The sequence below is a fragment of the Streptomyces sp. NPDC002870 genome, from assembly GCF_042888505.1.
In the GTDB taxonomy this organism is placed as follows: Bacteria; Actinomycetota; Actinomycetes; order Streptomycetales; family Streptomycetaceae; genus Streptomyces.
Genome location: NZ_JBIAPW010000006.1, coordinates 208,052 through 219,779, shown reverse-complemented (window position 1 = coordinate 219,779; position 11,728 = coordinate 208,052). Strand labels below are relative to the sequence as shown.

Below are 11,728 nucleotides of genomic sequence, written 5' to 3'. Positions count from 1 at the left end.
CCCCCGCACCTCCGTGCGCTCGCGTAGCCCCCCGAGCCGCCGGGCATCGACTCCCCGACAGCGTCGAGGGGGGAGGTGCTCCGTGCACGGACCGGCCACGTCCGGCTGGCTGCTCGTGGTGCTGTGCGGCGGGACCGGCGCGTACTGCCTGGTGCGGATGCGCAGTTGCGTCGGCGAGGCACGCGAGGCGGTCGGCGGCGAAGCCCTGATGGGGTGGGGAATGGCGGCGATGGCGGTACCCGCCGCCGTGTTCGCGCCGCCCCGCTGGGGGTGGGTGGTGTACGCGGTGGTCTTCGGGGCGGCGGCGCTGCGCGCTCTGCGGCCTGCCCGCCGCGGCGCTCACCATCTGCATCACGTCGTGGGTTCCCTCGCGATGGTCTACATGGCGGTCGCGATGACGTCCGGCAGCGGCCACCCCGGGCATGCGGCCGCCGGAATCCCCCTGCTCACGGGCGGGCTGCTGGTGTACTACACCGTGTACGTGCTGCGCTCGGGCGTCCGCTTGATACCTGCGCCATACCCGGTGGGCGGTGCGGCGACGGCCTCCTGGAGCGCACAGCCCGAGCTGACGCCGGCCTGCCGGCTCGTCATGGGCCTGGCCATGCTGGCGATGCTGCTCGCTCTGTGAGCCGTCTGCGGCCGGGTGGCACAGAAACCGTGTCGTACGTCACTTGGAGCTCCAGGCCATACCCGCAAGTAGCGCCGCGCTCATAGGCTGACAGCATGTTGGTCTCCCTCGTGCTGCTGCTGCTCGGCGCACTGGCCGCGGTCGTGGCCCCGCGACTCGTGTCGCGCGCCGACTGGCCGGAGCGCGAGCCCGTGGTGGCCCTGTGGGTCTGGCAGTGCGTGGTCGCGGCCGTACTGCTCTGCTTCGCGCTCTCCATGACGTTCAGCGCGGCGGCGGCCTGGCAGCTTGTGCGAGGGCATGTCTTCGCGCCCGCACCGCACGGCGTGGTGGAGGCGTACGCCCTCGGCGCGAACGGGCCGTGGTCCGCCGTCCTCGCCGTCGTCCTGGCCTGCGGGGGCCTGTGGACCGGCGCGATGCTCACCCGCGAGATCCATCGGGCGCATGTCCGGCGCAAGCGGGGGCGCACAGAACTTCTGGTGCGTGCCCCCCTGATGCCGGGCGAGGAGCCGGGCAGCGAACCTCTGGTCGTCCTGGAGGGCGAGCGGCCCGACGCCTGGTCGCTGCCGGGCGCGGCGCCCCAACTGGTCGTCACGACGGCCGCGTTGCGCCGCCTGAAGGGCCGTCAGCTCGATGCCGTACTCGCGCATGAGCAGGGGCACGCGCAGGCGCGGCACGACTGGCTGCTGCACTGTTCCGCCGCGCTCGCCAACGGCTTTCCGCAGATCCCGGTGTTCGCGGCGTTCCGCGACGAGATGCACCGACTGGTCGAGCTGGCGGCCGACGATGTCGCGTCCAGGCGCTTCGGCCGGCTGACGATCGCCCTGGCCCTGGTCGAACTCAACGAGGACCGCGGTGTGTTCGGGCCCTGCCCCACGCCGGACGCCGAACTGCCGCAGCGGGTGAACCGGCTACTGACACCCGTCCCGCGGCTCACCGCGGGCCGCCGGCTGCGGCTGACCGCGGCGGCCGCCCTGGTGCCTGTGATCCCCCTGCTGGTGGCATTCGTGCCCGCGCTGCGCGCGCTGGGATAGCCGTGTGAGCCGGTCAGCGACGAAGATCTCCCCCATGCACTTCCCGCGCTCAGCGCCTCCCACTCCGCCGGCGCACACCCCGGGAGCCGCGGCCGCCCGTACAGGCGCGCTGCTCGCCGCCCTCTCGGCGGTGCTGCTGACCCTGGTCGCGGTCTCCTGGGCCCCCCTCGTCTCCTTCGACCGCACGGTCGCGGACGGCCTGCACGGCTGGGCGGTGACCGAGCCGGGGCTCACCCGGGTGAACCGGGTGCTCACCGACTGGGTGTGGGACCCATGGACGATACGTGCGCTGATCGCGGCGGCCGTGCTTTGGCTGTGGTGGCTGCGGGAACGGCTGCTGGCGGTGTGGGTCGCGGTGACCAGCGCGGTGGGCACCTTCGTACAGCAGGGGCTGAAGTCCGCCGTGGGCCGGGAGCGGCCGCATTGGCCGGATCCCCTCGACTCCGCGCACTACGCGGCCTTCCCGTCCGGCCACGCGATGACGGCCATGGTCAGCTGCATTCTGCTGCTGTGGCTGCTCAGACGGCACGAGGCAGAGGGGCGACCGTGGCACTGGGGCATCGCGGCCGCCGTCGTCTCAGTCGTCGGGGTCGGCCTCACCCGGCTCTATCTTGGCGTGCACTGGCCCTCGGACGTGGTGGGCGGCTGGCTGCTCGGCGCCTGCTGGGCAGCGCTTTCGATCGCCGCGTACGAGCGTTGGGTCTTGTCCCGGCAGCGCTGACCCCGGAAGGATCGTGGCCATGGCGATCAAGGGCGTGCTCTTCGACTTCTCCGGAACGCTGTTTCGCATCGAGCCCGCGCGGGACTGGCTTCGCGCGGCCCTCGACGCACGGGGCGGCAGTCTCCCCGAGGCCGAACTGTCCGGGTACGCCGAGCAGTTGGCGGCTGCCGGGGCGCTACCCGGCGGCTCGTCGCCGCAGCGGATGCCACCGGGTCTCGCCGGGCTGTGGGAGACCCGCGACGAGAGCGCGGAACGGCACCGTGCCGCGTACACCGGTCTCGCCCGCCAGGTGGAGCTGCCGGACCCGGGTCTGTACGACGCGCTCTACGAACGCCATATGACGCCCGCCGCCTGGCGCCCGTACCCCGACGCCGCCGACGTGCTGCGCACGCTGCGGGAGTGGGGGGTCGGCATCGCGGTGGTCAGCAACATCGGCTGGGATCCGCGGCCGGTCTTTCGCGCACACGGCCTGGATGCCTGGGTGGACGCGTATGCCCTGTCGTACGAGCACGGCGTGCAGAAGCCCGACGTACGTCTCTTCCGCACGGCCTGTGAGGCGCTGGGCAAGGACCCGGGCGACGTCCTGATGGTCGGCGACGACAGATTCGCGGACGGCGGGGCCGCGAATCTCGGGTGTGTGGTCCATTTCGTGGACCATCTGCCGGTGGACGAACGTCCGGCGGGGCTGCGCCCGGTGCTCGGGCTCATCGGCTGAAACCGACCGGAGACTCACGGAGGCACACTTAAAGCATGGCAAAGCCACCCGAACCGGACGATCCCCCGCGTCGCCCGGTTCGGGCAGCACCCCCGCTGACCAGCCCCTGAAGGCCTCGCACCGGGGCACGCTGAGTATATTGGCTCAGAGCCAGTCAACGCAGGAGTCAAGCATGTCCCCGCGGAGCGCATCGGTCAATGAAGAGCTTCGTCGGCGTTCCCGGGAGCGGCTCCTGCAGGCCACCGTAGAGCTGGTCGGAGAGCGCGGCTACGAGGCGACGACACTGGCCGACATCGCCGACAGAGCGGGCTCGGCACGCGGGCTTGTCTCGTACTACTTCCCGGGCAAACGGCAGCTGCTGCAGTCAGCCGTGCACCGGCTGATGCATCGCACACTGGAAGCGGCACTGGAGCGCGAGCCCAGAAGCGACGACGGGCGGGAACGGCTGGCGCGGGCGATCGACGCCATCCTCGGGCTCGCGGTCGACCGGCCCATGCTGATGCGAACACATATGTCGGGGGTCCTGCAGGCCGAGGGATTCAGGCAGTGCCCGGAACAGCAGCGTCTTGCGGTCCTGCTGCGCGACACGGTGGAGCGCTACGGATCACCGGATGTCGACTCGGACTATCCGCTGCTGCGCGCCCTGCTGATGGGCGCGGTCTTCGCGGTCCTGCTGCCGGGGGCGCCGATGCCGCCGGCTCGGCTGCGCGCGGAGCTGTTCCAGCGGTACGGGCTGGACTGGGACCTCGGCGTTCCGCCGGGCGAGAGGCCGCCCGGCGGAACGCCTGTTGAGGCAGGGGATCAGTCGCGGTCGAAGTAGTCGGGCTGGGTCTGCACATTGAGCTCGGGCAGCCGCACCCGCTTCGCCGGATCCGTGCGCCTGTCGTTGATCTTCAGGACGTCGAGGCCCTTGGCGATGTCGTTCGAGTAGACGTACCCGTTGTAGTAGTACGCCGACCAGGGGCCTGCGGTGGTGACCCGGTCGAGGGTGACGGGACCCCGCTCGAAGTAGCCGATCTCCTTCGGCTTGGAGGAGTCGGTGAAGTCCCACACCGAAACGCCGCCCTGGTACCAGGCCTGGACCATGATGTCGCGGCCCTTCACCGGGATGATCGAACCGTTGTGGGCCACGCAGACCTCGGCGTCGGCCTGGTGCCGGTCGATCTTGAAGTAGCTGCGGAAGACCAGCTTGCTCCGCTCGCCCTTGCCAACGATGTCGTAGATGCCGTCGGCGCCGCGGTTCGGGCCGATCTCGGCGTTGCAGGTCGCCGCGCCGCCGCCGCCCAACTCGTCGGTGAAGACGACCTTGTTGGCCTTCTGGTTGAAGGTCGCCGAGTGCCAGAACGCGAAGTTGACGTTGTCCTGGATCCGGTCGATGACCTTCGGGTGCTCCGGGTCCTCGATCGAGAACAGGATGCCGTCACCCATGCAGGCGCCGGCGGCCAGGTCCTTCGAGGGGAGCACCGTGATGTCGTGGCAGCCGGTGGTCTTGGAGACGCCCGGGTTGGTCGGCGAGCCGGGGTTGCCGCCGCCGTCCGGGCCCTCACCGGGGAAGAGCACCGGGAAGTTCACGATCGCGGACTTCTCGGGAGCCTTGCGCGGCACCTTGATGACGGAGATTCCGTCGTGCGGCGGCTGGCAGTCCGGGAAGGTCGCGCTCGGCGAGTACGAGGAGACGTAGATGTAGACGTTGCGGCGCTCGGGCACGAGCGTGTGCGTGTGCGAGCCGCATGCGGTCTCGACAGCGGCAACGTACTTCGGGTTGCGAATGTCGCTGATGTCGAAGATCTTCATGCCCTCCCACGACGACTTCTCGGTCGCGGGCTGCGAGGTGCTGTTGCACGAGTTGTCGCTGCGCGAGGAGTCGGTGGAGAGGAAGACCAGATTGCCGGAGACCGAGATGTCGTTCTGCCCACCGGGGCAGAGGACCTGAGCCACGGTCGTGGGCGACTTCGGATTGCTGATGTCGAAGATCCGGAAGCCGTCGTAGTTGCCCGCGAAGGCGTACTTCCCCTGGAAGGCGAGGTCCGAGTTGGTGCCCTTGAGCGCGTCCTTGGGGATGTTGGCGAGATGTTCGATGTTGTCGCTGTGGACGATCTCGTCCACGCCGGGTATGTCGCCGCTCGTGATGGCAGCCCTGTCCTCGGCTGCCTGCCCCGAGGAGACTCCCTGTTGAGCAGGGGTGTCGCCGGGGTCGGGTGTGGCGACCGCGGGTCCGGCCGTCAGCAGTGTGGCGAGGAGCCCGGCCGCGGCTGCCGCCACGCCCAGACGTCTGCGCCGCACTCGGGTGGGGTGCAACAGGGTCACTGCGTCCTCCCTTGTATCCGTTCGCTGTTGAACGGTTCACGGACCCCGGCAGTATCTTCCCTTCCATGTACATCTCAACAGATGGCAACAGAGACGTAATGAAAGTTTTTGATCAACCGCGTATGGAAGCGTGCCAGGAACGTCCCCAAACACCCCAAGTGCCACAGGAGGTCACCGTGTTGAACCGCCGTAGGGCCGCGTGTGTCCGCAGGTCGGTCGCCCTGGCCGCGGTCACGGCCGCCGTACTCGCCCTGGGTGCCTGCGAGTCGGACTCCGGCACTCCCGCCAAGGCCAAGGGGGATGCCGGACCCTCCGTGGTGGCACCCGGCAAACCGGGTGAGCCGGCCAGGACCCTCTCCGCCGAGGAAGCCGCGAAGGCCACCCCCGACGACTCCCCCAACGCGGCGGACTTCTCCTACGCACACATGATGATCGCGCACCACGGCCAGGCGCTGCAGATGACCGCCCTGGCACCGGACCGGGCGGGATCCACGCAGGTCAAGCGACTGGCAGAGCGGATAGCCGCCTCGCAGAAGCCGGAGATCGGCGCGATGCAGGGCTGGCTGAAAACGAACGGTGGGGAGAAGGGCGGTCACGACCACGGGCAGGCCGCGATGCCGGGAATGGCCACCACGGCCCAACTCGCCCAGCTGCGCGGGGCGAAGGGCAAGGCGTTCGACGAACTCTTCCTGAAACTGATGATCACTCACCACCAGGGAGCCGTCACCATGGCCACCGACGCCCTTTCGAAGGGCAACAACATCCTGGTCGAGGAGATGGCGAGCGATGTGATCGCTCAGCAGACGAGTGAGATCAACCGGATGCGCGCGTTGTGACCCACCACCGGACGGCGCCGGGCGCGGGCCAGGAGGGCCAGGGCCGGCGGCGGTTGTGGCGTGGCGCGAGGTAGCCCTCGTCGCGGGCGACCGCAATGAGCCGGAGCGACTTGCGGCGGCTCCGCCCGGTCGCGGCCATCACGGCGAGCACGGGGTCGCGCCCGTCTCGCTGTGCGGCCCGGTAGGTGTCGGCCACCATCCGCCTGCCTGCGCTGCCGCGCGGCACCGCGTGGCGGGCCCGGCGACGGCCGGGACCCGGCGCGTCCGCGTGCCCGCCGGCGCACGGCGGGGCGGGTTCCGGTTCATCGGGGGCAGGGGGCGGCGCGGCCACCCGGCAGGCGTCCTCGAGCGGGCCCTCGATCCGCTCGGCCAGCACCGCGAAGCCCCCGAGCGGCAGCGGCGGGTCGGCGCGCAGATCCTCAATGGCGATCTGCCCGCCGTCGACGACGGCGAGGACGTCGATGCGGACACCGTCGGCGAAGGTCAGCCGGACGTCGAACCAGGGCGGGGGGATCTCCAGTCCGCTGTGCTCCGAGGTGACCGTGCCGGAACCTTGCAGCTCCCAGGCAGGTGGGTAGGGCAGCGCCCCGCCCAGGTCATACAGATCATTAACGTTAAGAAACGTAGTTTCTTGCACAATTAGCACGTAACCAGCCAAATCGCAGCCTTCCGCGGCGGCACGCACGTCGTGACGCCACAAGACACCCCGTTAGAGCATCTCCCTCATCGGCACACACCGGTGCGATGCTGGAATCCCCTGATGGGAAGGAGCGCAGCTGTGCTTCGCGTCGCTGTCGTCGGATCGGGACCCAGCGGGGTCTACGCCGCGCAGGACCTCGTCAAGCAGAGCCGGGTGCCGGATGTGCGGGTGCACGTACTGGACCGGCTCCCCTGCCCCTACGGACTCGTGCGGTACGGAGTCGCGCCCGACCACGAGAAGATCAAGTCCCTGCAGAACAATCTGCGCACCGTGCTGGAGCACGAGCGGATCGACTTCGTCGGCAATGTGGAGGTGGGCAGGCACGGGCTCGGCCCCGAGCGGCTCCTGGATCTCTACCACGCCGTCGTGTACTGCGTCGGGGCCGCCAGGGACCGCAGGCTGGGCATCCCCGGCGAGGATCTGCCCGGCAGCCGCTCGGCCACCGATTTCGTCTCCTGGTACAGCGCGCACCCCGACTCGGCGGGCAACGGCTTCGCCCTCGGGGCCCGTTCCGCCGTTGTCATCGGCGTCGGCAATGTGGCCGTCGACGTGGCCCGCATCCTCGCGCGGGGCGCGGACGAGCTGCGGCCCACCGATGTGCCGCAGACGGCACTGGGGGCGCTCTCACTCAGCCAGGTGCGCGAGGTGCACATGGTGGGCAGGCGCGGCCCCTCGCAGGCAAAGTTCACCACCAAGGAGCTGCGGGAGCTCGGCTCGCTGCCCGCGGCCCAGGTGCTGGTCGACCCCGCGGACCTCTCGCTCGACCCCGCGTACGCGGATCCTTCCGCTGCCGAGGTGTCCGCGCTGCCCGCGGTCAGCCGGCGCAACCTCGATGTCGTACGCGGCTGGGCGGCGCAGCCTGCGCAGAGCCGGGACCGCCGGATCCATCTGCGGTTCTTCCTGCGCCCGGTGGAGCTGCTGGAGCAGGGTGGGCGGGTGGCCGGCGTACGCTTCGAGCGCACCGTTCCGGACGGTGACGGAGGTGTCCGGGGCACCGGAGCCTACGAAGAGATCGAGGCGCAACTGGTGCTGCGGGCGGTGGGGTACCGCGGTGTCCCGCTGCCCGGGCTGCCTTTCGACGAGAGACGTGGCACGGTGCCGCACGCGGCCGGGCGGATACTGCGGGACGGCGTACCGTCGCCCGGGGAGTATGTGGCGGGGTGGATCAAGCGCGGCCCGACCGGGGTGATCGGCACCAACCGGCCGTGCGCCAAGGAGACGGTGGCCTCGCTGCTCGACGATGCCGAGACGCTCGCACTTCGGCCCGTCGCCGCGGATCCGCTGACCGAACTGCGGGAGTCGGGACACCGCCCTGTGCAGTGGCCGGGGTGGCTGGCGATCGAGACGGCGGAGTCGGCGCTGGGTCAGACGCTCGGCCGGCGTACCGTCAAAATCCCTGACTGGCCAGGGCTGTTGAGCGCGGCGGCGATTGAGTGACAAGCGTGGGCGCGCCTGTGAGTGACGGGCGTGGGCGCGCCTTTCAGCCCTCGCCGAGGCGTTCCGCCTGGCCCGCGGCGGCGGCGAGGATTCTGTCGAGCAGCCCGGGGAACAGCGCGTCCAGGTCGTCACGCCGCAGTCCGTTCATCTTGGCGGTGCCCTGGTAGTTCTGCTGGATCACGCCGTTCTCACGCAGGACGCGGAAGTGGTGGGTGGTCGTCGACTTGGTGACGGGCAGGTCGAAGTGCGAACAGGACAGGTCGTCCTCGGCAGTGGCGAGCTCGCGCACCACACGCAGCCGCATCGGGTCGGAGAGCGCGTGGAGCACGTTCTCCAGACGGATCTCTTCGCGCGTGGGGTGGGCAAGCACGCGGGGGCTTGTCGCGGCGGTCACGGCGGCTCCACTTCATCGGGGCCTCCATTGTACGAGGACCCTCGTAGTTTGACACTCACCGTAATACGATGAGTGTCGTACGAGCCGGAGAGCCGAGCCGCACAGGCACCGCGGGACGACGGATGGCATGATCGCCGCGAACCGTGCCCCTCGTACAGCCGGGAGGCACGGTGCACTGCACGAAGGGAGCTGACTCCATGTCCCGGCGCGGAACTGACCTTGACGAACTCGACCGCAAGATCATCGCGGCCCTGATGGCCGACGCGCGGGCGAGTCTGCGGGAGATCGGCGTGTCCATCGGCCTGTCGGCGCCCGCCGTCAAGCGCCGGGTGGACCGGCTCAGGGAGCAGGAGGTGATCGCGGGTTTCACCACGGTGGTGAAACCCGCGGCGCTCGGCTGGCACACCGAAGCGTATGTGGAGGTGTTCTGCGACGGGGCCGCTCCGCCGAGGAGGCTGGCCGAGGTGGTGCGAAATCACCCCGAGGTGCACTCGGCCGTGACGGTCACCGGACGGGCCGACGCGATCCTGCACATCAGGGCGCTCGACGTCGCGCACTTCGAAGACGTCCTCGAACGGATCAGGTCCGAGCCTTTCGTCAAGGCCACCAACAGTTTCATCGTGCTCTCGCACCTTCTGCCGAGCAGCCCAGAGGCCGGGTCGGGAAGTATCGCGCCGGACCTGACGTAACAAGTGGTGGCTCCACATCCCTTACACGCAACATTCTTGCGAGCAGGCGCAATTCATTCGTCTTGTCACTGTCCGTCACCATCTCTAGCGTGGTCAGCAACCCCCGGCCCGGATGAGAGGGAGACGCGGATGCCGTCCATCAGAACCGCGAGGAAGCGCCGGTATCTCGTCTGCCCGCCGGAGCACTTCGACGTCCGGTACGCCATCAATCCCTGGATGACCTCGGAGGAGCCGGTCGACATCGGCCTTGCGCGGAAACAGTGGGACGGGCTTGTAGCCCTGTATCGCGCACTGGGTCACACCGTGGAGGTGGTGAATCCGGTCGTGGATCTCCCCGACATGGTGTTCGCGGCCAATTCGGCACTCGTACTCGACGGCAAGGCGTTCGGCGCACAATTCCATGCGCCGGAGCGGCAGCCGGAAGCCGCCCATTACCGTGCCTGGTTCCAAAGCGCCGGATTCGAGACCCGGATCCCGTCCCACACCTGCGAAGGAGAAGGGGATTTCACCCCGGTCGGCGGCTACATCCTCGCCGGCACCGGGTTCCGCACACTCCCGGCGGCCCATCACGAGGTCCAGGAATTCTTCGGCACGCCGACGGTGAGCCTTCACTTGATCGACCCACATTTCTATCACCTCGACACAGCGCTCTTCGCTCTCGACGACCGCAATATCGCCTACTATCCGGGCGCTTTCTCCGAAGGCAGTCAACGGGTCCTGCGGACCCTCTTCCCGCACGCCGCCGTTGCCACCAGGGAGGATGCGCTGGCCTTCGGGCTCAACTCCGTCTCCGACGGACGCAACGTGGTGATGGCGCAGGATGCGGCGGGCCTCATGGAAGACGTGGCGGCGCGTGGCTACGTCCCCGTACCCGTGGACCTCTCGGAGTTCCGCAAGGCGGGCGGTGGAGCGAAGTGCTGCACGCAGGAGATCCGCGAGTAGGGCGCCGCCGGGGCAATGTACGAGACCTCTCGTAGTTTGACACTCTCCGTACTACGATGAGTATCGTACGAGTCGTACACCGGCCCCGCCCCGATTGGAGTCCGCCGTGAGCGCGCTGTTCCAGCCCTACACCCTGCGGTCGCTTACCGTCCCCAACCGCGTCTGGATGGCGCCCATGTGCCAGTACAGCGCGGAGGTGTCCGGTCCGAACGCCGGCGTCGCGAACGACTGGCACTTCGCCCACTACGCCGCCCGCGCCACCGGCGGCACGGGCCTGATCCTCACCGAGGCGACCGCGGTCAGCCCGGAGGGCAGGATCAGCCCCGCGGACCTCGGGATCTGGAACGACACCCAGGTCGAGGCGTTCCGCAGGATCACCCGCTTCCTGGGGAGCCAGGGGACCGTCCCCGGCATCCAGCTGGCGCACGCCGGGCGCAAGGCGTCCACCGACCGCCCGTGGAAGGGCGGCGCACCGGTGGGCGCCGACGAGTACGGCTGGCAGCCGCTCGGGCCCAGCCCTCTCCCCTTCGACGCGGGGCACCCGGTCCCCACCGAGGTGACGGTCGCACAGATACGGGAAATCACAGGCCAGTTCGCGGCCGCCGCCCGCCGCGCGCTGGACGCCGGATTCGAGGTCGCCGAGATCCACGGTGCGCACGGCTATCTGATCGGCGAGTTCCTGTCGCCGCACAGCAACCAGCGGACCGACGCGTACGGCGGGTCCTTCGAGAACCGCACCCGCTTCGCCCTCGAGGTCGTCGACGCCGTACGCGCGGTGTGGCCCGACGGGCTGCCGCTCTTCTTCCGTATCTCCGCCACCGACTGGCTGGACGAGGCCGGCTGGACGGCCGACGACACCGTTCGCTTCGCCGCCCTGCTCAAGGAGCACGGCGTCGACCTCCTCGACGTCTCCACAGGCGGCAACGCACCGCGGGTGCGCATCCCCGCCGGCCCCGGCTACCAGGTGCCGTTCGCGGCGCGCGTGAAGGCGGAGACCGGGCTCCCGGTCGCCGCGGTCGGCATGATCACCGAGGCCGGGCAGGCGGAGAAGATCCTGGGCAACGGCGAGGCCGACGCGGTGCTGCTCGGCCGCGAGCTGCTGCGCAACCCGTCGTGGGCCCGGCACGCGGCCCGTGAGCTGGGCGGCGAGATCCACATCCCGGAGCAGTACCACCGCTCCGTCTGAGAGCCCCGTGGAGCCCCGGAAATCCCCGTGCCGCCCGTTGCCGTCCCCGTTGCCGTCCCCGTGAGATCCGCGTGAGAGCGGCGTGGGATCCGCGTGCTCCGGCGACCGATGAGTTCCGGGGCCCCGGCCGGTCTGCACTGAG

Annotated in this window: 13 protein-coding genes; 10 read left to right on the top strand and 3 right to left on the bottom strand. The window is 69.8% G+C overall.

Annotated features, from left to right (window positions below; translation table 11 throughout):
• Positions 1–82: 82 nt before the first annotated feature.
• The 5 genes from ACFYWY_RS10595 (at position 83) to ACFYWY_RS10575 (ending at position 3,915) form a co-directional block, all read left to right on the top strand.
• On the top strand, positions 83–628 hold the full coding sequence (locus tag ACFYWY_RS10595) for a DUF5134 domain-containing protein (protein WP_389182861.1): 546 nt from the start codon (positions 83–85) through the stop codon (positions 626–628).
• A gap of 95 nt (positions 629–723) precedes the next feature.
• Positions 724–1,659 (top strand): M56 family metallopeptidase, encoded by a 936-nt coding sequence (locus ACFYWY_RS10590; protein ID WP_389182858.1) that lies wholly within the window; start codon positions 724–726, stop codon positions 1,657–1,659.
• Positions 1,660–1,693: 34 nt separating this feature from the next.
• The gene (locus tag ACFYWY_RS10585) at positions 1,694–2,380 is read left to right on the top strand and encodes a phosphatase PAP2 family protein (protein ID WP_389183099.1); all 687 of its coding nucleotides are present in this window, start codon (positions 1,694–1,696) and stop codon (positions 2,378–2,380) included.
• Positions 2,381–2,399: 19 nt separating this feature from the next.
• Positions 2,400–3,095 (top strand): HAD family hydrolase, encoded by a 696-nt coding sequence (locus ACFYWY_RS10580; RefSeq protein ID WP_389182855.1) that lies wholly within the window; start codon positions 2,400–2,402, stop codon positions 3,093–3,095.
• 172 nt (positions 3,096–3,267) lie between these two features.
• Complete coding sequence (locus ACFYWY_RS10575) at positions 3,268–3,915, top strand: TetR/AcrR family transcriptional regulator (RefSeq protein WP_389182852.1); 648 nt, start codon at positions 3,268–3,270, stop codon at positions 3,913–3,915.
• On the opposite strand, the gene ACFYWY_RS10570 is transcribed toward ACFYWY_RS10575, so the two are convergent.
• Positions 3,897–5,402: an LVIVD repeat-containing protein gene (locus ACFYWY_RS10570; RefSeq protein WP_389182850.1), complete on the bottom strand. Its 1,506-nt coding sequence runs from the start codon at positions 5,400–5,402 to the stop codon at positions 3,897–3,899. The two genes, ACFYWY_RS10575 and ACFYWY_RS10570, sit on opposite strands and share 19 nt — an antisense overlap.
• 176 nt (positions 5,403–5,578) lie before the next feature.
• Here ACFYWY_RS10570 and ACFYWY_RS10565 point away from each other — a divergent pair, with 176 nt between their 5' ends.
• A complete protein-coding gene (locus tag ACFYWY_RS10565) occupies positions 5,579–6,238 on the top strand; it encodes a DUF305 domain-containing protein (RefSeq protein WP_389182846.1) in 660 nt (219 codons plus the stop codon).
• Here ACFYWY_RS10565 and ACFYWY_RS10560 read toward each other — a convergent pair.
• On the bottom strand, positions 6,216–6,875 hold the full coding sequence (locus ACFYWY_RS10560) for a DUF6214 family protein (protein ID WP_389182843.1): 660 nt from the start codon (positions 6,873–6,875) through the stop codon (positions 6,216–6,218). The two genes, ACFYWY_RS10565 and ACFYWY_RS10560, sit on opposite strands and share 23 nt — an antisense overlap.
• A 141-nt stretch (positions 6,876–7,016) precedes the next feature.
• Between ACFYWY_RS10560 and ACFYWY_RS10555 the strand changes: the two genes are divergently transcribed.
• Positions 7,017–8,375: an FAD-dependent oxidoreductase gene (locus ACFYWY_RS10555; protein WP_389182840.1), complete on the top strand. Its 1,359-nt coding sequence runs from the start codon at positions 7,017–7,019 to the stop codon at positions 8,373–8,375.
• 43 nt (positions 8,376–8,418) lie between these two features.
• Here ACFYWY_RS10555 and ACFYWY_RS10550 read toward each other — a convergent pair whose 3' ends face one another.
• Positions 8,419–8,769 (bottom strand): ArsR/SmtB family transcription factor, encoded by a 351-nt coding sequence (locus ACFYWY_RS10550; RefSeq protein WP_389182837.1) that lies wholly within the window; start codon positions 8,767–8,769, stop codon positions 8,419–8,421.
• A 197-nt stretch (positions 8,770–8,966) separates the two neighbouring features.
• On the opposite strand from ACFYWY_RS10550, the gene ACFYWY_RS10545 reads away from it, so the two are divergent.
• The 3 genes from ACFYWY_RS10545 (at position 8,967) to ACFYWY_RS10535 (ending at position 11,586) form a co-directional block, all read left to right on the top strand.
• Positions 8,967–9,458 carry an Lrp/AsnC family transcriptional regulator gene (locus ACFYWY_RS10545; RefSeq protein ID WP_389182834.1) on the top strand — a complete coding sequence of 164 codons (492 nt, stop codon included), beginning with the start codon at positions 8,967–8,969 and terminating at the stop codon, positions 9,456–9,458.
• 129 nt (positions 9,459–9,587) lie between these two features.
• Positions 9,588–10,400, top strand: a complete 813-nt coding sequence (gene ddaH, locus ACFYWY_RS10540; RefSeq protein WP_389182831.1) for a dimethylargininase — start codon at positions 9,588–9,590, stop codon at positions 10,398–10,400.
• Positions 10,401–10,506: 106 nt separating this feature from the next.
• Entirely contained in the window at positions 10,507–11,586 is a 1,080-nt protein-coding gene (locus tag ACFYWY_RS10535) for an NADH:flavin oxidoreductase/NADH oxidase (RefSeq protein WP_389182828.1), read from the top strand.
• Positions 11,587–11,728: the final 142 nt, after the last annotated feature.